Annotated in this window: 16 protein-coding genes; 4 read left to right on the top strand and 12 right to left on the bottom strand. The window is 67.5% G+C overall.

Annotation, left to right across the window (positions count from 1 at the left end; genetic code table 11):
- Window positions 1-6 precede the first annotated feature (6 nt).
- The 6 genes from ACFTSF_RS39050 to pdhA form a co-directional block, all read right to left on the bottom strand.
- Window positions 7-924 (bottom strand): phosphotransferase enzyme family protein, encoded by a 918-nt coding sequence (locus ACFTSF_RS39050; RefSeq protein ID WP_380160352.1) that lies wholly within the window; start codon window positions 922-924, stop codon window positions 7-9.
- A gap of 65 nt (window positions 925-989) precedes the next feature.
- Window positions 990-1,754 (bottom strand): hypothetical protein, encoded by a 765-nt coding sequence (locus ACFTSF_RS39045; protein ID WP_344163065.1) that lies wholly within the window; start codon window positions 1,752-1,754, stop codon window positions 990-992.
- A gap of 41 nt (window positions 1,755-1,795) precedes the next feature.
- Window positions 1,796-4,207: an NPCBM/NEW2 domain-containing protein gene (locus ACFTSF_RS39040; RefSeq protein WP_380160350.1), complete on the bottom strand. Its 2,412-nt coding sequence runs from the start codon at window positions 4,205-4,207 to the stop codon at window positions 1,796-1,798.
- A gap of 185 nt (window positions 4,208-4,392) precedes the next feature.
- Window positions 4,393-5,769 carry a dihydrolipoamide acetyltransferase family protein gene (locus ACFTSF_RS39035; protein ID WP_380160348.1) on the bottom strand — a complete coding sequence of 459 codons (1,377 nt, stop codon included), beginning with the start codon at window positions 5,767-5,769 and terminating at the stop codon, window positions 4,393-4,395.
- Window positions 5,769-6,746, bottom strand: a complete 978-nt coding sequence (locus ACFTSF_RS39030; RefSeq protein ID WP_380160346.1) for an alpha-ketoacid dehydrogenase subunit beta — start codon at window positions 6,744-6,746, stop codon at window positions 5,769-5,771. The genes ACFTSF_RS39035 and ACFTSF_RS39030 overlap by 1 nt, the downstream gene beginning before the upstream one ends.
- Window positions 6,747-6,749: 3 nt before the next feature.
- On the bottom strand, window positions 6,750-7,913 hold the full coding sequence (gene pdhA / locus ACFTSF_RS39025) for a pyruvate dehydrogenase (acetyl-transferring) E1 component subunit alpha (protein WP_380160345.1): 1,164 nt from the start codon (window positions 7,911-7,913) through the stop codon (window positions 6,750-6,752).
- 421 nt (window positions 7,914-8,334) lie between these two features.
- On the opposite strand from pdhA, the gene ACFTSF_RS39020 reads away from it, so the two are divergent.
- Together ACFTSF_RS39020 and ACFTSF_RS39015 are read left to right on the top strand one after the other, a co-directional pair.
- Window positions 8,335-9,279, top strand: a complete 945-nt coding sequence (locus ACFTSF_RS39020) for an EamA family transporter (protein ID WP_380160343.1) — start codon at window positions 8,335-8,337, stop codon at window positions 9,277-9,279.
- A gap of 399 nt (window positions 9,280-9,678) precedes the next feature.
- Entirely contained in the window at window positions 9,679-10,278 is a 600-nt protein-coding gene (locus ACFTSF_RS39015) for a hypothetical protein (RefSeq protein WP_380160342.1), read from the top strand.
- A 149-nt stretch (window positions 10,279-10,427) separates the two neighbouring features.
- Here ACFTSF_RS39015 and hisC read toward each other — a convergent pair whose 3' ends face one another.
- Window positions 10,428-11,522, bottom strand: a complete 1,095-nt coding sequence (gene hisC / locus ACFTSF_RS39010) for a histidinol-phosphate transaminase (RefSeq protein WP_380160340.1) — start codon at window positions 11,520-11,522, stop codon at window positions 10,428-10,430.
- Between the two features lie 143 nt (window positions 11,523-11,665).
- On the opposite strand from hisC, the gene ACFTSF_RS39005 reads away from it, so the two are divergent.
- The gene (locus ACFTSF_RS39005) at window positions 11,666-12,538 is read left to right on the top strand and encodes an arginine deiminase-related protein (RefSeq protein WP_344163086.1); all 873 of its coding nucleotides are present in this window, start codon (window positions 11,666-11,668) and stop codon (window positions 12,536-12,538) included.
- 3 nt (window positions 12,539-12,541) lie between these two features.
- Here ACFTSF_RS39005 and ACFTSF_RS39000 read toward each other — a convergent pair whose 3' ends face one another.
- The gene (locus tag ACFTSF_RS39000) at window positions 12,542-13,156 is read right to left on the bottom strand and encodes an S-layer protein (RefSeq protein ID WP_380160338.1); all 615 of its coding nucleotides are present in this window, start codon (window positions 13,154-13,156) and stop codon (window positions 12,542-12,544) included.
- Window positions 13,157-13,169: 13 nt separating this feature from the next.
- Window positions 13,170-14,786, bottom strand: coding sequence for a phage tail tip lysozyme (locus ACFTSF_RS38995; protein ID WP_380160336.1), 1,617 nt, complete (start codon window positions 14,784-14,786; stop codon window positions 13,170-13,172).
- A gap of 144 nt (window positions 14,787-14,930) precedes the next feature.
- On the opposite strand from ACFTSF_RS38995, the gene ACFTSF_RS38990 reads away from it, so the two are divergent.
- On the top strand, window positions 14,931-15,599 hold the full coding sequence (locus ACFTSF_RS38990; protein WP_344163095.1) for a GntR family transcriptional regulator: 669 nt from the start codon (window positions 14,931-14,933) through the stop codon (window positions 15,597-15,599).
- Here ACFTSF_RS38990 and ACFTSF_RS38985 read toward each other — a convergent pair.
- Genes ACFTSF_RS38985 through ACFTSF_RS38975 form a run of 3 tightly spaced genes read right to left on the bottom strand, consistent with a single transcriptional unit; the run spans window position 15,596 to window position 19,529 of the window.
- On the bottom strand, window positions 15,596-17,599 hold the full coding sequence (locus ACFTSF_RS38985; protein ID WP_380160334.1) for a hypothetical protein: 2,004 nt from the start codon (window positions 17,597-17,599) through the stop codon (window positions 15,596-15,598). The genes ACFTSF_RS38990 and ACFTSF_RS38985 overlap by 4 nt on opposite strands.
- Window positions 17,596-18,810, bottom strand: a complete 1,215-nt coding sequence (locus ACFTSF_RS38980; RefSeq protein WP_380160332.1) for an enolase C-terminal domain-like protein — start codon at window positions 18,808-18,810, stop codon at window positions 17,596-17,598. Before ACFTSF_RS38980 ends, ACFTSF_RS38985 begins: the two co-directional genes overlap by 4 nt.
- Window positions 18,807-19,529, bottom strand: a complete 723-nt coding sequence (locus ACFTSF_RS38975) for an SDR family NAD(P)-dependent oxidoreductase (protein ID WP_380160330.1) — start codon at window positions 19,527-19,529, stop codon at window positions 18,807-18,809. The genes ACFTSF_RS38980 and ACFTSF_RS38975 overlap by 4 nt, the downstream gene beginning before the upstream one ends.
- Window positions 19,530-19,537 lie beyond the last annotated feature (8 nt).

Here is a 19,537-nt window from a genome sequence, read left to right as displayed (position 1 = left end):
ACCTTCTCATAGTGTGGTGATTGGTCCGGACCTATCCAGTTCGTGAGCAGCTTCCAGGCGAACCCGGATGTCGTCCAGCGTCGCGTGGCCGGCCTTCCAGACTCCGGCCCGCCAGATCGCCGACCCGATCGCACGGTGCCGAACCATCGTCGGCAGCGCCGCCTCCTCATCCGCCGACAGGACGGTGAACGCGGCATACCCGCGCCGGAAAGCCGTCAGCTGCTCAGGAGTGGAGTGGGCGAACCCGGTCACCAGGTCGGCGAACCGCAGGTCGAGTCCCGCGATCTCGAAGTCCAGTACGGCGCTCACACGGCCGTCGGCGATCAGCAGATTGCTGAGGCCGAAGTCGCCATGGACGATCTGAACCGGGAGGCGTTGCCGCAACTCCTGCATGGCCAGGTCGATCTCAGGCGCACGCTTCGCGAGCCACTCGCTCGCGGTACCCGGCAGCTCACGCCGCAGTACTGCGTACACCTCGGTGAGCTCCGGGCGGATCGTGTCCAGTGGTCGTCGCCAGTCCGATGGGGCGAGCTCCAGCGGCAGGTCCGCCAGGGCGGCACACAGCTCGCCCGCAGCCCGTCCTGCCAGCTCCAGCTCGCGTTCCGAACGTGCGGGGTGCGCACCGGGCAGTTGACGGCTGAGGGTCGCCAGACCGACCGGCGTCACGACCGCAGTCGTCCCATCCGTCGCTGGAATCGGAGCCGGTACGTCGAAGGACAGTCCGCACCGCGTGAGCTCAGCCAGCAGGCGATGCTCGGCGTCCACCTTGCTCGGATCGGCATGGTGCTGCACTCGAAGGACATAGCCGTCGGCTCCGAAGCGCAGCAGCCGCACCCAGTTGTTCGTCCCATTGGACGGTGCCGCGATCTCACTCGGCGTACCGAGACCCCAGTTCTTCAGCAGTGCTTGCAGATCGACGGCCACGCCGCCGAGTCTCTCCGACAACCGCGGCCCTCAGCCAACGATTTCTCAGCTGCAGGTCAGAAGCCTCAGCCACCGTCGCCACCACCGCCACCGTCATAACCGCCACCGTCGTACCCACCGCCGAATCCGCCACCGTCGTGACCACCACCGTGCCACCCCCCACCCCAGGCGCCGCCGGGATCGACCTGGGTGTCGAACGAACCCAGCGCGAAGTAGCTGGCGCCGGCACCGGCTGCGAAGTACCCCTGCCCGTACGGCGCGACCGCCGCGCCGGCCTCCCAATAGGGAACGCGCCGCTGGCCGAGTACGACGTACCGGACCTCGGGTTCGTCGCCTGCCTTCAGCCGGGCCGCATCCTGCGCACACGCCGGCACTGTGCGCGTGCCACGCCTCGGCTGGTTCCACACCACATCAGTGGTGGACGGTCCGTGCTGTGGATTGAAGAAGCACGGCACCCGCCGCTCCGGAACGGGTTCACCCGCGACTCGCGCGCGGACACACACGATGGCGTACCGCCCGGTCGCCAACGCATCGGTCACTGCACTGATGCCATCAGCCCGCTTGACCCCACCCACCGCACGCTGCGCAGCCTCATAAGCATCCAGCCCGCGCTGGTAGTCGAGCCGAGTCTCCGCATCGAGCTCCCGGCCCTCCACCACCGCGCCCAGCCTCGTGAGCTCCTCACCGAGCAGCGTCACGTCCTCGTCCGCCAGCTTCTTCACCTGCTCCAGCTCGGCAGCGTCACCCTGCCGGGCGGCCCGCCGATCCCACAGGTAGCGGCCGGCGACGGCCAGTCCGCCCCCACCCAGCAAAGCCAGCAACCAGGTCATAAGGCCGAGGATACGATTCCTCGGCCTCATGACACAGCAACTCAGGTGCAGGTGATTTCGGGCGTCAGCCAGTCGGCGTGGTCGTAGTTCTGATCGCCCGCAATGTCCATCCGGAGCTCGAGCATGGTGACACCGGTGAGGTTGGCCGTCAGCTGGGTGATGCCACCGGTGCCGACGGCGTCGCCCTGCGCGAGGCGGGTGCTATCGCCCCAGACTTCGAAGTGCACCTGGCCGCGGTCGCCGACCTCGTCGTCGATACCGATCCCGGTCGTGAGCGTCGTACAGCGCTTGGCGAGGTGGAAGGTGACCGAACTGTTGGCGTGGCCGCCCAGACCGGACCCGTAGACGACGCCGGCCACGGTGAGCGGGCGACCGTCACCCGCGGCTTGCTCGCCGACGCTGCGGTTCCGCTCCATCGGTCCCCAGCTGTTGGTCATCGACACCCACGGGCGGTCACCCAACCGCGACTTGCCCGCAGGCGGCGGCGCACCGAGGCAGCTGATCTCCGGCGTCACCCAGTCGGCGTGGTCGAAGTCAGGCGTGTCCTTCGGGTCCACCCGCAACTCCAGCACCTGTACGCCGGTGAGGTCAGCGCTGAGCGTCACTGCGCCGCCTGCTCCGGTCGCGTCGGCCTGGGCACGGCGGGTGCCGTCACCCCAGACCTCGAACCGTACGTCGCCCCTGTCGCCGACCTCGTCGTCGATACCAGCCTTCACGGTCAGCTGGGTGCACTGCGCGTCCAGGAAGTAGCCGACCCGAGCCGGCGAGTGTGTGCCGAGGCCCTTCGGGTAGACCGTGCCGGCGATGGTCAGCGGCTTGCCGTCACCGGCCGGCTGCTCGCCGACACTCGTGTTGGTCTCGACAGGTCCCCAGCCGTTGTCAGCAAAGGCCCATGGCTGGTCGGACAGCGTCGTACGGCCGAGAGGTGGCGGATCGGCCACTGTGAAGCGACCTGCGCCCGTACCAGTCTGGGAGGTCCCGTTCCATGACCAGCTGGCACTTGTGGTCAGGGCGACCGGTCCAAGGGCGGACTGGTTTGTCGTCAGGTGCCAGGTCACTGAGCCGGTCTGTCCGGCTCCCACTGTGCCCACCTGGGTCGAACCCTCCGGAGTGGCTGCCCACGTGGCCGGAACGCTCAGGGACAGCTGTGCACCGGTCACTGCGGTCGGCCCGTCGTTGTACAGCTTCGTCTGCACATCGGCCCGCCCTGCAGCCGAAGTGACGTACGGCTTCACCGGCACAGCCTCCGGCACCACCATCGGAGCAACGTCGGCCCCGGCCCCCGGGGTCACCCGGAACATCGCCGCATCATGCGCACCGACCGCCGCACGCACAGTCCCTGCAGACGCCCGTACGGCGTTGCTCCACAGCTCTTTCACCGTGTACGCCGATGATGCGGGGAGCCCGAGCGCGGATGCCGTCGTACTGATCGTTGCGGCGTTCGGCGAGCGGTTGAGCAGGACGACCGCGGCTGAGCCGTCGGACAGCTTCTTCGACCACACCTCGATGTCACCGTCGTCCCGAAGCTTGGCGCCTTGTCGGCCTGCCCAGTCCTGGTTGACGGCGACCACGTCGGGATCGGTGAGCAGGTCGCGCGTCGACGCCGGCATGGAGCGCAGGTCGTTGCCGGCGATGAGCGGTGAGTTGATGATCGACCAGAGGCTCATGTGCGCCCGGCTCTCGGCGTACGTGAGACCGCTGTTGCCCACCTCGAGCATGTCGGGGTCGTTCCAGGCGTTCGGGCCGGAGTACTGCTCGAGCCCGACCTGCTGGTCGAGCAGCGACATCACACTGGACCAGTTGTTGGCGATGTCGCCCGTGGTGCGCCACATGTGACCGCCCGCGCTGGCGGCCCAGAGCCATGGCTGGTTCTGACCCCATTCGCAGATGCTGTAGAGGATCGGGCGCCCGGTGGCCTGCAGGGCGTCGGCCATGGTCTTGTACCGCGTCGTGGCCGGGATGCCGTTCTGCTGCCCGCAGTTGTCGTACTTGAGCAGGTCAACACCCCAGCTCGCCCAGGACTGCGCGTCGACGGTCTCGTGGCCCAGGCTGGCCGGTAGGCCTTGGCAGGTGTGCGAACCGGCGGACGAGTAGATGCCGAGCTTGAGACCACGCGCGTGCACGTAGTCGGCGATCGCCTTGATCCCGCTCGGGAAACGCGTCGGATCAGCCTGCAGCCGACCGCTCCCATCACGCTGCGGCGCCATCCAGCAGTCGTCGATATTCACGTACTTGTACCCAGCCGCCGCCATCCCCGACGACACCATCGCATCAGCGGTATCGCGGATCAGCGCCTCGTTGATGTCACAGCCGAATGTGTTCCAGCTGTTCCACCCCATCGGCGGGGTAGGCGCAAGATCCGGCTTCGCCTGCGGCGCGGCCTGCGCGGTCGCCGGCACGACGACAGCACACAAGACCAAGCTCAGAACGGAAGCGAGCAGACGTCGGCGCATGGCGGACTCCATCCGTGGGTGGGGCGGCACTCACTGCGAGGGAAGCTACACGCGACGTCACCTCCCCGACAAGACATGAAGCCCCACAAACCAACACATTCCGCCAGGCTCGAATGGTCTACTGCTGTCCGTCGAAAGCAGTTCGGCGCGACCGCGGGAGGCGGCCGCGCCGAAGGCGGTGTCCTTTAGAACATCAGGGCTCGGGCGGGGTCTTCGAGGATGCTGGCTACGTCGGCGAGGAAGGTGGAACCCTTTTCGCCGTCGATGAGGCGGTGGTCGAAGGACAGCGCCAGGGTGGTGATCCAGCGGGGGACGATCTCGTCGTTGACGACCCAGGGCATCTTGCGGACCGCACCGAAGGCGAGGATCGCGGCTTCGCCGGGGTTGATGATCGGGGTCCCCGCGTCGACGCCGAAGACGCCGACGTTGGTGATCGTGAACGAACCGCCGGCCTGGTCAGCCGGTGAGGTCTTGCCCTCGCGGGCCGTGGCGACGAGCTCGCCCAGGGCCGCGCAGAGCTCCGGCAGGGTGAGGGTGTCGGCGTTCTTGATGTTCGGGACGATCAGTCCACGCGGGGTGGCCGCGGCGATGCCGAGGTTGACCGCACCCTTGTAGACGATCTCCTGAGCCTGCTCATCCCAGGCCGCGTTGATGATCGGCGTCCGCCGCGCAGCCAAGGTGACCGCCTTCGCCACGATCAGCAACGGCGACACCCGGAGGTCGCGGAACGCCTTGTCACCCTTGAGCCGCTCGACCAACTCCATCGTGGCGCTGACGTCGACGGTGATCCACTCGGTCACATGCGGCGCACTGAAAGCGCTGGCCACCATCGCCTGCGCCATCACCTTCTGCACACCCTTGACCGGCACCCGAGTGTCCCCACGCCCACTAACCACAGGAGCAGCCTCGTACGCCGGTGCAGCCGGAGCAGCCACGTGGTTCTCCACGTCGGTGCGGGTGACGATTCCGCCTGGTCCGGTAGCCGTCACCGCGCCAAGGTCGATCCCCAAGTCCTTAGCCAACTTCCGCACCGGCGGCTTGGCCAGGACATGCGCCCCCACCCCGTTGCCCACGGCAACCGGTGATGTCGAGGAGGAGACGGCCGCACCAAGCCCCGCAACCTGGGCTGGGGCGGACGGAGGCTGGGCCTGCGCGACCGGCTGAGGTGTAGCTGGTACTGCGGGAGCGGCAGGAGCCGCAGCACCACCAGGACCCTTGCGGGGGCGGCGTTTGGCTTCGGTGGTTCGGGGGCCGTAGCCGACCAGCACGGCGGTGCGGCCGCCGTCGGCGGGTTCGTCGGGTACGGCGGCCGGCTCGGGGGCATCGGTCAGTACGGCGATGATCGGCGTACCGACGTCTACCGTTTCGCCTTCGGGGACCAGGAGTTCGTGGACGGTGCCGGCGAACGGGACGGGAAGCTCGACCAGGGACTTGGCGGTTTCGATTTCGACGATGGTGTCGTTGAGTTTGACCGTGTCGCCGACCTTGACCTTCCAGCTGACGATCTCGGCCTCGACGAGGCCTTCGCCGACGTCGGGGAGGTTGAAGCGTTGGATGGCCATCAGTACTCCATCACCCGGTCGATACCGTCCAGGACCCGGTCCAGGTCGGGCAGGTACTCCTCCTCCATCCGCGACGGCGGGTAGGGGGTGTCGTAGCCGGTGACGCGCAGGACCGGCGCCTCCAGGTGGTAGAAGCACTCCTCGGTCACCCGCGCGGCGATCTCGGAACCAGGCCCGAAGGACAGCGTGGCCTCGTGCACCACGACCGCGCGCCGGGTCTTCTTCACCGAGGCGAAGATGGTCTCCAGGTCGAACGGCGAGATCGAACGCAGGTCCACGACCTCCAGGTTCCGCCCGTCCTCGGCCGCGGCCTCGGCGGCCTGCAGGCAGGTCTTCACCATCGGGCCGTAGCAGAAGAGCGTGGCGTCGGTACCCTCGCGCGCCACCTTCGCCTTGTGCAGCGGCAATGCCGGCGGGACGGACTCGTCCAGCTCGGCCTTCTCGTGGTAGCGCCGCTTCGGCTCGAAGAAGACGACCGGGTCGTCGGAGGCGATCGCCTGCTGGATCATCCAGTACGCGTCGACCGGGTCGCCGCAGGTCACCACCTTGAGCCCGTTGACGTGCGCGAACAGCGTCTCCGGCGACTCCGAGTGGTGCTCGACCGCGCCGATGCCACCGCCGTACGGGATCCGGATCACGACGGGCATCTTGATCTTGCCCATCGACCGGTAGTGCATCTTCGCGACCTGGTTGATGATCTGGTCGTACGCCGGGAAGACGAACCCGTCGAACTGGATCTCGCAGACCGGACGGTACCCGCGCAGGGCGAGCCCGACGGCGGTCCCGATGATGCCGGACTCGGCCAGCGGGGTGTCGATCACCCGGTCCTCGCCGAAGTCCTTCTGGAGACCTTCGGTAATTCGGAAGACCCCGCCGAGTTTGCCGATGTCCTCACCCATCACGACGACCTTGGGGTCGGCCTCCATCGAGGCCCGCAGCCCGGCGTTGATGGCCTTGCCGAGAGTGATCTTCGCCATCGCTCAGCCCTCGCCTTCGAACGATGCCGCGTAGGCGGCGTACTGGTCGCGCTGCTCCGCGAGCTGCGGCGTCTCCTCGACGTACACGTGCTGGAAGAAGTCGGTCATCGTCGGGTCCGGCAGCGCGAGGCAGCCGGCCCGCAGTTCGGCCGCGACCTTGTCCGCCTCGGCCTCGACCTCGTCGAAGAAGTCGCTGTCGACCCCGGCATGCCGGGTCAGATACGCGTGCACCCGCTCGATCGGATCCTTCAGCTTCCAGTGCTCGAGATCCTCGGAGAGCCGGTACTTCGTCGGGTCGTCGGAGGTGGTGTGCGCACCCATCCGGTACGTGTAGGCCTCGATCAGTGTCGGGCCACTGCCCTCGCGGGCGCGCTTCAGCGCTTGCTGAGTGACGGCGTACGTCGCAAGAACGTCGTTGCCGTCGACGCGGATACCGGGGAAACCGAAGCCGGCCGCGCGCTGGTACAGCGGGATCCGGGTCTGCCGGTCGATCGGCTCCGAGATCGCCCACTGGTTGTTCTGGCAGAAGAAGACGACCGGGGCGTTGAAGACCGAGGCGTAGATGAAGGCCTCGTTCACGTCACCCTGGCTACTGGCGCCGTCGCCGAAGTACGCGATCGTCGCCTCGCCGTTGTCAGCGTCGCCAACCGCGTGGTCGCGCTGCTGACCCATCGCGTACCCGGTCGCGTGCAGCGTCTGGGCGCCGATGACGATCGTGTACAGCGCGAAGTTGTTGTCCTTCGGGTCCCAGGCGCCCTGGTCGACACCGCGGAACAGGCCGAGCAGGTTCAGCGGGTTGACGCCCTGGCAGAACGCCACGCCGTGCTCGCGGTAGGTCGGGAAGACCATGTCCTTCTTGTTCAGCGCGCGGCCGGAGCCGATCTGCGCGGCCTCCTGGCCGAGCAGCGACGCCCACAGGCCGAGCTCACCCTGACGCTGCAGGGCGGTCGCCTCGGAGTCGATCCGGCGGACCAGGGTCATGTCCCGGTAGAAACCCTTGATGACGTCGTCGCCGAGGTCGAAGGAGTAGTCCGGGTTCTCGACGCGCTCACCTTCGGGCGTCAGGAGCTGGACGAACTCGACCTCTTCGGGAGGCTGGGATGGGCTGACCGGCACCTCGACGGGTGCGAACACTTCCGGGGGAGTCCCCGGCACCGACTCACTCACATGCACTCCTCGGGTTCGAGCGCGGGATCGCCGCGACCGCAACGTTGCACGGGCCCGGCCGTTGTGCCGGATGAGGCTTCGCAGGCAGGACCACATGGATCCAGGGGTTGATGCACACCACTTGCGGCACACCGTACCGAGCAGTTGCCTGATCCGCTAACAGTCTGGACGCTCGCGGGTACGGCGGTACCGAAATCGGTCTCGACACGAGACACCAGTCCACCCACTGGTCAGGTTTTTCGCCTCCACCGCCCGCCGCCGAGCGGGAACTCCAGCGATGTGACATGCGCCACCCCATCATTTGCCCCTGGCAGGAAAACCCTTGCACCCCACCCCGGGAGGCCATAGCGTAAGCATCATCATGCAAAGACACTCCTGACGGCCGCCGGCTGCCTCGGGGTGGCGAACTCAGGAGGCTCGGATGGCCGCTCCCGCCCAGGCTGCACCGGTCGTCGGTACCGGCCGGACCGCGTCCGCCGCGATGATCTGGTCCGCGCTCGCGGTCGTGTACGTCGTCTGGGGCTCCACCTACCTGGCCATCCGGGTCGTCGTGGAGGCCGAGATCCCGCCGATGCTCGGGATGGCGAGCCGATTCCTGGTCGCCGGCGCCCTGCTGGCCGCCGTACTGGCCCTGAAGTCCGGCTGGCAGCGGCTGCGGATCACCCGCCGCGAGGCGCTCGGCGCCGCCACGGTCGGTCTGCTGCTACTTGCCTTCGGCAACGGTGCGGTCGCGGTCGCGGAGCAGACGGTGCCGTCCGGGCTGGCCGCTCTCCTGGTGGCCGCGACCCCGCTGTGGCTGATGGCCCTGCGGGTCGGCGGCGGCGAACGCCCACGCGCCCTGACCTGGCTCGGCGTCCTGATCGGGTTCGGCGGCGTCGCCGTACTGGCACTGTCCGGCGGCGACACCAGCGCGAAGCCGTTCTCGATCGCACTGATCATCTTCGGCACGATCTCCTGGGCGACCGGCTCCCGCTTCTCACCGCGCCTCGGCCTGCCGCGCGACCCGCTCGTGACTGCTCTCTACGAGATGCTCTTCGGCGGTACGGCGATGGTCCTGCTCGGCGTGATCCGCGGCGAGCCCGGGCGGTTGCACCTCGACCGGATCCACGGCAGCGGCTGGATCGCGCTCGGCTACCTGATCCTGTTCGGATCACTGCTGGCCTACTCGGCCTATTCCTATCTACTGGCGAACGCGCCGATCTCGCTGATCAGTACTTACGCCTACGTGAACCCGGCGGTCGCCGTACTGCTCGGGTGGTTGATCCTGAGCGAGCCACTGACCTGGCAGATCGTCGCCGGCGGCGCGGTGATCATCTCCGGGGTCGCCCTGGTGGTGTCGGCGGAACGGAAAAACCCGGGCCCCTAGGGGACCCGGGTCTCCCACCGCTGCCGATGCGCGCGGCAGCGGGCATGAGTTGCCAGGCGGCGCGCCCTGCCCCGAAAAAACACGGCGCGAAACCCCGGCAATAGTTCCGACGATTTCCGGATTCATCGTGGTATCGCCTATTCGACGGCCACCGAGCCCATCGACGACAATCTTCCGAATCACCGGACTTTTCCGTCACCCGCGCTGACTCAACGACGGACCCATCGACCGGTTACGGCCCACCCCGACACAACTTTCCGGCAGTTTGTATGCCGCGTCAGGCATCTCATTACAGCTGGATTATGACTCGAATAGCTGACAAAAAAGTTTGTAACCGGCCTTGCCAGGTGTCGTTACCACTAAGACGATCCCGTCAAACCCGAAAGGAAACCTGGCACAATGCAGGTAACTCGTAAGATCGCCGCTGCCGCGGCTGTGGCGACTGTCGCCACCCTCGGCCTGGCCACCGTCGTGAGCGCCAACGTTCTCGACGACACCCAGAAGAAGGCTGAGGTCGGCGGTCTGGCCGACGCGGCGTCGGTCGCCTCGAAGGGCTACGGCCACGGTGGCGGCAAGCAGTGGTACTGGATCACCAAGGGCGGCGGCCTGGTTGGCGTCGACGGCAACCGCGTCGGCCCGTTCCAGGCGTGCCACAACCAGGCGTCCGGCACCGGCATCGGCGGCGCCGTGAGCGTTCAGGATGTCATCGGCATCGTGGGCCTGGGCAACGACCGCAACTCGGTCACCGCCGTCAAGACCTGCGAGCAGGGCACCAAGCAGGACAACAGCAAGTGGTACCGCGTCGGCAACGACGACCTGGTCTCGGTGAGCGACAACCGCGTCGGCCCGTTCCAGGCCTGCCACAACGACATCGCCGGATCGGGCATCGGCGCGGCTGTGCCGATCAACACGATCGCCGGTGTCCTGGGTCTGGACAACGACGACAACGCCATCGACTCGCTGAAGACCTGCGAGCAGGCCACGTCGCAGAACAACTGACCTTCTCCCTGGTCAGTGATGCAGGACCCGAAAGAGCCACCTCGGTGGGGTGACTGATTCGGATGCACTACCGGCGGCGCCGGGAGAAAGCCTCACTCCTCCCGGCGCCGCACTCATTCCGGCCCTCGTCCCAGCGCGGGCCGGATTTTTTATGGGCTTTTCCAGGCGCAGGCGACCTCGAGGAACAGATCGTTCGCCTCGCGCTCACCGATGCTGACGCGCACGCCATCTCCGGGGAACGGGCGGATCGACACTCCCACGGCCTGTACCGCGGCGGTGAACTCCACGGTGGCCTCGCCCAGGTCCAGCCAGACGAAGTTCGTCTGGGTGTCCGGCACCCGCCAGCCCGACGCCTGCAGTGTTTCGACGACCCGGGTCCGCTCGGTCACCAGGTCCTCGACGCGGGCGAGCAGCTCGTCCTCGGCCTGCAACGAAGCGATCGCCGCAGCCTGCGCGACGAAGCTGACCCCGAACGGCAGCGCGCACTTGCGGATCGCGCCGACCACCGGCGGGTGGCCGACCGCGTACCCGACCCGGAAGCCGGCCAGGCCGTAGGCCTTCGAGAACGTCCGCAGTACGACGACGTTCGGGTGGTCGCGGTAGACCTCGACCCCGTCGACGACCTCCGGGTCGCGGACGAACTCGCGGTACGCCTCGTCGAGCACGATCAGCACGTTGGACGGGACTGCCTCGACAAAGGCGAGCAGTTCGTCGCGGTGAACCACGGGGCCGGTCGGATTGTTCGGCGTACAGACCAGGACGACCTTTGTCCGGTCGGTGATCGCCGCTTCCATGGCTTTGAAGTCGTGCCGGTGGTCCTCGGTCAGCGGGACCTGGACGGACGTCGCACCGGTCAGCTGGACCGCGATCGGGTACGCCTCGAACGATCGCCATGCGTAGACGACCTCGTCGCCATGGGTGACCGCGGCCTGGAGCAGGTGGTAAAGCAGCGCCACCGACCCAGTCGCGACCGCGATGTCGTCGGTAGGCACCTCGAGCCGCTCCGACAGCGCCTCCAGCAGGTCGACCGCGCCCATGTCCGGGTAGCGGTTCATGTGCTGGGCAGCGTCGGTCGCGGCCGCCAGCACGCCTGGCAACGGCGGATAAGGGTTCTCGTTGCTCGACAGCTTGTACGACGGCCTGCCGTCTGAGGTCGCGGGCGGACGACCGGGCTTGTAAGCCGCGACGTCGTCCAGGCAACCGCGGAAGCGAACGCCCGGGGGGAGCCCTTTGTCAGGAGTCATAGCCGCAGGTTAGTCCTGACACCCCGCTCCGGCCAGACCCTGCCGGGCGGTGTGACGAGCGCCCTGCCGAGCTGTGTTGCGCGCAGAGGAACCGGGCTGCACAATGACTGATTGTCGGACAATCAGTCATTTCTGGAGGGGTCATGGGTCAGTCGCTGGAGTGGGGTCGTCGCTACTTGATGGTCCGCCCGGACCACTTCCGGATCGACTACGTGATCAACCCGTACATGTCGACGCAGGACCAGCCCGACGCCGAGCTCGCGCTGAAGCAGTGGGACGCGTTGCGGCAGGCGATCGTCGACGCCGGCGGCGAGGTCGAGGTGCTGGCCCAGCGGCCGGACTCCCCCGACATGGTCTACGCGATGAACCTCGGGCTGGCGGCCGCGGACGGCCGGGCGATGCTCTCGCACATGCGCTTCGAGCCCCGGCGCAAGGAGTCCCTGACCGCCGCCGACTGGTTCGTCGGCCACGGCTTCGACCTCGGCCGGACCGGCACCGAGGGTGTCGGGCCGCACTTCGAGTCGGGCGACGCGTTCGTCTTCGGTGACAGCCTGGTCGTCGGCTACGGCCCGCGCACCGAGGCCGAGGCGCTCAAGCACCTGGCCACCGAGTGGGACATCCGGGTCCGCGGGCTGCGGATCGCGCACGAGGGGATGTACCACCTCGACCTGCCGTTCTGCCCGGTCGACAGCACGCACGCGATGATCTACCCGCCGGCCTTCGACGCCGCGAGCCAGGCCGAACTGGCCGGGATCGTCCCGGACCCGATCGTGCTGACCGACGAGGAGGCCTTCGCCTTCAGCGGTAACTCGCTGGTCGTGAACGAGACGATCATCATGCCGGCCTGCTCACCGCGGCTGCACGAGATCCTCACCGGTCTGGGCCTGCGCGTCGTACTGGTCGACCTGAGCGAGTTCCACAAGGGCGGCGGCTCGGCCCGCTGCATGACGAACCCACTCGACTTCCCGCTGACCGCGATCAGCACCCCGGGCGGCGAGCTCCACCTGCCGCTCTGACCGCTATTTGATCGTGGTGTAGATGATGTCGAGCGCGTCCGGATTCCAGCCGTTCGACGTGATCCAGTAGAGCGCGTTGTCCTTCCCGTCCGCGGTGTACGTCGCGATCCGGATCGACAGCGCCTCCGGGTTCTGCGGGTCGCTCTTCGACGTCGTGTAGTCGACCTTGTACCCGCGGCCGAGGTGCGGCAGCTGCTGGATGATCGGGTAGCGGGCCACGATCCGCCGCTGCCCCTCGTCGAAGTTCCGGCCCGCCTCGGCCTCCAGCTCCCGCTCGGCCTCGGGGTTCTTCCGCGTCCAGTCCCGGCCCTCGGCGCTGTTGGCGTACAGGTACATCTTGAGCTTCATCTCGTCGCCGCTCTCGGCGGTGAAGGTGGTGGAGTACGGCTGGAAGCCGCGGCGCTCGCCGACCAGCGTGTGCCGGCCGGAGCTGACCTTGATCTCGCCCGACGCGTCGACCTGCCGACCGTCGAGGGTCAGGGTCAGGTCGTTCGGGATCGCGGTGACCTGCATCGTGGCGCCCTTGTCCCGGAAGATCAGGAAGCTGCCGAGCACCACGACGACGACCACGAGCACGACACCGCCGATCAGCATCCGGTGCTGGCCTTCGCTCTCCATCTGGCGTCCCTCCTCAGGACTTCTTGTCCGGACCGGCCGGGGCGACCTTTAACCGGAACACGGTGAACTGCGTGCCCACCTTGTAGAGGTAAGTGGCGTACGGAACGTGGTCGCCGAGCGATCCGGAGGCCGAGTTGTACCCCTTGCCCTCCTCACCCCACGGTCCGGTGTAGAGGTACGTGTGGCCCGGGCCGTTCAGGATGTCGCCCGGCTTCATCCCGCCGGGCGGCTCGCCGTGCCAGAAGTCGTACTTGCCCGACGACCTCATGTAGGTGTTCTGGTCGCCGGTCGACACCTTGGGGAAGCTCTTGTCGGCCCCGCTCATGTGCATGACGGTCGCGACGAACCGGCCACAGTCGGTGTAGGCACGGTCACCGTTCGGATCGTTGAAGTCCTTCATCGCCTGGACGAACTCCGGCTTGGCGACCTTGGCATCCGCGGCGTTCGACCCCTGGTGGTTGTACTCCGGGCGCTGGTTCGGCCAGGCGAGGTTCTTGGCGACGGCCGCGATGTCGCCGCTGCCCTGGGCGCAGGCGGTGGCCGGCGTGGCGCCCGGATTCGCGCCGGGGCTGGCGCCGGAGAAGGTGGTGAAGACCAGGCGGGCCGCGGTCTTGCGCTCGCGGTAGTTCTGGCTGTTCGGGTCCCCCTCGTGACCGGCGAACCGCTCGTAGTAGTGCCCGAACGCGTACGCCGCATCCTCCGGCGTGGTGGTCCTCTTCAGCTGGTCGCTGGCGGGTTTCTCGTTGGTCTGCAGCTGCTTCAGCAGGAAGTTGAGCTGGTGCTCGAGGGTGCCGATCGTCTCGTACGGGACGCCGTCGCGGCGCGAGGCGCTGATGATCTTGCTGGCCGGCGTCCATTGGACGATGCCCCAGCCGGCCGAACTGCCCTCGGCCTGCTGCGCGGTCGTCTCGGCGCCCTCTTTGGTGTCCTGCAACTGGAGCGGCCGGACGCCGTAGGACTCGACGACCATGTTGCCGACCGCACCGGCGGCCTGCTCCTTGGAGTACCCGTTGCTGACCAGGAAGTTGAAGGCCTTCTGCTGGTTGTCGGTGCCGATCAGCGGGCCGGAACCACAGCCGCAGCCGCCACCGCCGGCGGGCGGCGGGGTGTCGCCGAACGACTCCTCCTTCGGGTCGGTGTTGACGAGCTTGCCGTCACCCTTCTCGTCGACCCAGAGCTCGAAGTGCAGGTGCTCGCCACTCGCGCCCTCCTCCTCGTCACCCGAGCCGGAGGTGCCGATCTGCTGGCCGCGGGCGACCTTGTCGCCGACCTTGACCGGCATGTCGTGGAAGAACTTGTAGTGGAACTCGACGGCCTTCTCGTGCCGGATCCAGATCTCGTTGTCGGCGTTCTTGATGACCTCGCCGGAGTCGACCGCGTAAACCGGGCTCTTCTCGTCGACATCGAAGTCGACGCCCTTGTGGTCGTCGGACCACTCCTCGTCGATCTCCTTCTCGTCGGTCGGCCACGAGAACGGCTTCACCTCGCCGCCGCTCGGTCCACCGCAGCCGGAGGCCTCGGCGTCCGGCAGGCTCATCAGACTGCCGATGATCAGCGCGATGGCGATGATGAGCGGCAGGAAGAAGACCGTCAGCACGCCACCGAGGATCAGCGGACCCTTGTTGTCCATCCTGCTCTCCTCGGCGCGTCGGGGCGGCAACTGCTCAGCAGATCTTCTCGCAGATCGAGGTCATTGTGTCGTGAGTTATCCACAGGTCGGCCCGGGTACCGTGCCGCACGCGACAACGACGGCCAATTGGAAGAGAATCTTTCTATGTACGAACAGCTGCGGGTGGACCGCTCGACCACCGTGGACCGGGTGGTCGACGCGCTGCGCTCCGCACTGTTCGCCGGCGACCTCGAACCCGGTACGCCGCTCCGTGAGCAGCCACTGGCCGAGGCGCTCGGCGTCGCCCGCAGTACCGTCCGCGAGGCGATGACGATGCTGGTCACCGAAGGGCTGGCGATCCGCGAGCCGAACAAGGGTGTCAGCGTCGCGATCCTGCACCCGGCCGCGGTGGCCGACATCTGCAACGCCCGGTTCGTGCTGGAGTCGGCCGGGATCCGGGCCTGGTTCGACGCCGACGAGGACGCCCGGGAGGAGGTCCGGAAGGCGATGCGGACCTTCGCTGCGACCGCCCAGGACGGCGCTGACCCGGAGGCGATGACCGAGACCCACCTGGCCATCCACCGCAGTCTGGTCGCCCTGACCGGCAGTGAGCGACTGATCGCCACCCAGGACTCGATCACCGGCGAGGCCCGGCTCGCCCTGGCCCGGGTGGACGCCCTGCGTCAGGACGCCCGCCAGCAGGTCGCCTCGCACCGCAAGCTGATCCGGCTGCTGGAGCGTGGCGAGCTGGACGAGTGCGTCGAGGAGCTCCGCCGTCACCTGGCCGGCGCCGAGGAGTCCCTCCTCGAAGCAATCGCCACCCCGCCGGCCTAGACCTGCTGCAGTCCGTCGGCACTGACGTCGTACGTCGTACTGCCGACTTTGAGACCGCGGAGTCGTGCTGAGGGGTCCAGTGCGGCGACTCGCGGGTTTGCGGTGACTGTGCCGTCCAGATCGACCTCGACACCGAAGAGGCCTTCCAGGACGAGTGAGACCCAGGCGCCGGACGAGGAGCAGGCCCAGTCGATCAGGTACGGGTCCTGCGGCGGAGCCTTCCGGGCACCGCCTGCCATCAGCGGTGCACCCTCCTCGACGAAGTGCGCTTGTCCACAAGGGCCCTGGTTCGCTGACCGCGCCAGACCGGGCAGCCAGTCCAGTACGACGTCGGTGCGGCCGAAGGCGATCAGTGCGCGAGCCGCATCAGCCGGCCAGGCCGGGTAGGCGCCGTTCCACTGGTGATCCGGGCGCAGGCTGAAGGACGCATCCGCGTCGTACGGCGAGAGTGCGCGCATCCACGTGGGTGTCTGGAGCTCGCGCTGGAAGAACGCCACCATCTCCGCTTGCTGCGACTCGGAGAGGTCGTCGGCGATCGTCGTACCGATGATGTTGAAGTCGTAGCAGTGCCGGACCGGGACCAGCTCACCGTCGGGCTGACGTGCGGTCCAGTGGCCGGCGCCCTCGACGTACAGCTCCTTGACGTGGCCGGCTAGCTCGTCGGCCTGCTTCAGCAGGTCGTGGTTGCCAGTGATCTCGGCCGCCACCCGCATGCACCAGACGTTGGCTGCGTTGAAGCTGGCCACCTCGTGCACGTAGCTGCTCACGCACTCCAGCAGGTTGTCGATACCGCCATAGTCGGCCAGGGCGTGCTTCCCACGCAGACCGCGCCACGCGGTCGCCCACTCGACCACGTGATCGGTGACTGCAGGGCTGAGCAAGCTGTTGTCGCCGGTGAATCGGACGTAGTCGCGGACCAGGCGAGTCATGGCGAAGTCGTTGACCGAGTACCACTGTCCGACGGGTCCACCGGTCAGCCACTCGGTGCCGAAGTGCTTATGGATGTCCAGGTCGATCCAGTGCTCGATGTGTCGCCGCATCGGTACCGGGTCGAGGAGTGCGTGCGTGAGCGACGAGAGGCTGTAGTCCCAGATGAACGTGGTCGTCGCCCAGTGCCGCGGCATCAGGGTGTCGTAGGCGCGTCCGAGCACACTGGCCGGGTTGTCGCGGCGGAACCAGATCACGCCCAGCACGCCCCACCAGTACAGCTTCTGCAGCGCTTCATTGGTGGTCTCGAGGACGGGAAGCGATCCGCTGAAGCCGTCGCTGTCCGGGTCGAAGGCGTCAGACAACGCCACGTCCCACACGCCCTCCGCCACCGCGATCACCGCGGGGATGTCGGAGACGCAGACCTCGAAGTGGTCCTCCGCCTCGGTCAGGTCCTTCGCCAGCACGTGCACGTAGCCCAGGCGGGCTGTGCCGTCGGCGTCCAGAGTGATGGTGGTCTTCAGCATGCTTCTGTCGACCACGGCCGGTATGTCGAGGCCCTGCAGACTCACTGCGGTTCCGGACTCCCCGACACCGAGTAGTCTGCCGTCCACCTCGTGCAGGGTGTTCGGCTCCGACGGGGGCATGTAGTTCGACCAGCCTCCGGCCGCACCGGTCGCCGTACTGGCCAGGGTGAGTCCCAGCTCGACCTCACGCCCTGGGGCGCCGGTGACCTCCAGCTGTACGACGACTGCCGGGCGGCCGGGTGCACAGGCGGTGGTCGTGCGCAGGGTGAGCCCGTCGACGGTGGTGGACCGCACCACGTGGTCGGGGCGCCACACCACTTCGACCGTGCCGCCGTACGAGCGGACCAGCCGACCGTCGACGTACAGCTGGCCGGTGATGCAGTCGCCGTGCGAGTACGGCGGGAAGTTCACACTGCGGATCGCGAACACGTCCAGGTCGACCTGTGCGGTACCGAGGAAGTTCGTCAGCCCGGGCGGGTTGAACATGTCGTCGTACGTGTGGGTGAGGACGTCGCTGGCCAAGTCGCGGCTGCGCGGGATGGTCATGAGGGGTCGGCCCAATCGGTGTTCGGGAGCAGGGGGTACCAGTCCGGGCGTGCCGGGTCGCGGTCGTAGGGGTAGTTGCCGAGCTCGCGGTACAGCTCGGCGTACTCGGCCAGCTTGTCGCGGTCGAGCTCGACGCCAAGCCCTGGTCCGTCCGGGACCGCGATCGCGCCGTCGGCGTACGGAAGCTTGCCGCCGGCAATGATGTCGTCGCGCAGGTGGTGGTAGTGCGCGTCCGCGGCGAACGACAGGTTCGGTACGACGGCGCCCAGCTGCAGCATCGTCGCCAGCTGGATGCCGAGTTCGCCGGAGGAGTGGACGGCCACGCCGAGCTGGAAGGTCTCGCAGACCCCGGCCGCCTTCACACACGCGCGGATTCCACCCCAGAAGGTGGTGTCCAGCAGAATCACGTCGACCGCCGGGTCTCGGACGTTGGCGGCGAGTTGTTCGAAGTTCACCACAACCGTGTTGGTAGCAAGGGGAATTCGCGTGTTCTCGCGGACCCGGCGCATCCCGTTCAGCCCCCAGGTGGGGTCCTCGAGATAGTCGTTGTCGAGGTCCTCGATCCCGTGCGCGAATCGGATCGCCTCTTCGACCCCGAACGCGCCGTTCGGATCGAACCGCACGCGGTGCCCCGGGAACGCTTCAGCCAGCGCCCGGAAGCAGTCCCGCTCGTAGTCCGGCGGAAAGACACCGCCCTTGAGCTTGTGCACGCTGAACCCGTGCTGATCAACCAGCTCCCGCGCATGCGCCACCAGTTGGTCAGCAGTCCGGATCTCGCCCGTACCGTCCTCATTCGGATGCCGGAAGAACAGATAGCTCGCGAACGGCACCCGGTCGCGCACCTTGCCGCCCAGCAGCTCATGCACCGGAACGCCGAGCGCCCGCCCCTGCAAGTCGAGACAGGCGAACTCAATAGCCGCCAGCAACTGCGTGCGGTTGTTGTAGAGACTCGCAGTCGGGTTGGCGATCATCCACCGCAGCGCCTCCGTCCGCGCGGGGTCATGCCCAACCAGATACGGCTTCAGCCCAGCAATGGCGTCCTCAGCACTCTGTCCGCCACCACCCAGCTCGCCCAGCCCAATCAGCCCGTTGTCAGCCTCAACCTCAACCACCGTCCGAACGAACCGCCCCCAGTGCGCCCCGTTGCTGTGTCTCAGTGGCGCCTCCAACGGCACAGTCACCGTGGTGGCCCGGATATCGACGATCTTCACGGCAACACCACAGGAATCTGCGCAGTAAGCCCGCCATCAACCTTCACATCAGCCCCCGTCACAAACGAAGCCGCCGGCGAACTCAGAAAGTGAATGACCTCAGCCACCTCACTCGCCTCAGCCACCCGCCCCAAAGGATGCGACCGCCCCCACTCCTCCACCGAAGCCCCGAACAACTCCGCCGAACTCCGCAACATCGGCGTATCCACCGACCCCGGACAAACAGCATTAACCCGAATCCCCTCCGCCGCATGGTCAACCGCCATAGCCCGCACCAAACTCAGCAACGCCCCCTTCCCCATCGAGTAAGCCGCCACCCCCCGCTGCGCCCCATAAGCCTGCACGGAAGCAACCACCACCACACTCCCGCCCCGAGGCACCAAAGGCACAAACGCCCGACAAGCAAAGAACACCCCGCCGACATTCACCCCCATCACCTCGTCATACACATCCTCCGGCGTATCAACCACCGTCCCGTACCGCTGCACCCCGGCTGCGCACACAAGCACATCCACCCCACCGACCTGTTCTGCAGCTCCTGCTAAGGCAGCACGATCAGCCACATCAACGACCATCCCGCGCACAGAAGAAGGGAGAGTCGCCAGCGCGGCAGCATCACGGTCGAGAGCAACGACAGAGTCCCCGGCAGCGAGGAAGCGTTCTACGGCGGCTCGGCCTATTCCGGCGGCACCACCGGTGACGACAACGGTGCGAGACATTGAGGTCC

The sequence above is a fragment of the Kribbella sp. NPDC056951 genome, from assembly GCF_042674205.1.
Lineage (GTDB): Bacteria > Actinomycetota > Actinomycetes > Propionibacteriales > Kribbellaceae > Kribbella > Kribbella yunnanensis.
The sequence above is the reverse complement of the archived record's forward strand: the minus strand, read 5'-3'. Positions and strand labels throughout refer to the sequence as shown.

Excerpts from the sequence above, each read along its gene's own strand:
- ACFTSF_RS39000 (WP_380160338.1), bottom strand. The coding sequence starts at position 13,156 with ATGGAGAGCGAAGGCCAGCACCGGATGCTGATCGGCGGTGTCGTGCTC.
- ACFTSF_RS38990 (WP_344163095.1), top strand. The coding sequence starts at position 14,931 with ATGTACGAACAGCTGCGGGTGGACCGCTCGACCACCGTGGACCGGGTG.
- ACFTSF_RS39045 (WP_344163065.1), bottom strand. The coding sequence starts at position 1,754 with ATGACCTGGTTGCTGGCTTTGCTGGGTGGGGGCGGACTGGCCGTCGCC.
- ACFTSF_RS39015 (WP_380160342.1), top strand. The coding sequence starts at position 9,679 with ATGCAGGTAACTCGTAAGATCGCCGCTGCCGCGGCTGTGGCGACTGTC.
- ACFTSF_RS39005 (WP_344163086.1), top strand. The coding sequence starts at position 11,666 with ATGGGTCAGTCGCTGGAGTGGGGTCGTCGCTACTTGATGGTCCGCCCG.
- ACFTSF_RS38975 (WP_380160330.1), bottom strand. The coding sequence starts at position 19,529 with ATGTCTCGCACCGTTGTCGTCACCGGTGGTGCCGCCGGAATAGGCCGA.
- hisC (WP_380160340.1), bottom strand. The coding sequence starts at position 11,522 with ATGACTCCTGACAAAGGGCTCCCCCCGGGCGTTCGCTTCCGCGGTTGC.
- ACFTSF_RS38995 (WP_380160336.1), bottom strand. The coding sequence starts at position 14,786 with ATGGACAACAAGGGTCCGCTGATCCTCGGTGGCGTGCTGACGGTCTTC.
- ACFTSF_RS39030 (WP_380160346.1), bottom strand. The coding sequence starts at position 6,746 with ATGGCGAAGATCACTCTCGGCAAGGCCATCAACGCCGGGCTGCGGGCC.
- ACFTSF_RS39035 (WP_380160348.1), bottom strand. The coding sequence starts at position 5,769 with ATGGCCATCCAACGCTTCAACCTCCCCGACGTCGGCGAAGGCCTCGTC.
- ACFTSF_RS38985 (WP_380160334.1), bottom strand. The coding sequence starts at position 17,599 with ATGACCATCCCGCGCAGCCGCGACTTGGCCAGCGACGTCCTCACCCAC.
- ACFTSF_RS39020 (WP_380160343.1), top strand. The coding sequence starts at position 8,335 with ATGGCCGCTCCCGCCCAGGCTGCACCGGTCGTCGGTACCGGCCGGACC.
- ACFTSF_RS39040 (WP_380160350.1), bottom strand. The coding sequence starts at position 4,207 with ATGCGCCGACGTCTGCTCGCTTCCGTTCTGAGCTTGGTCTTGTGTGCT.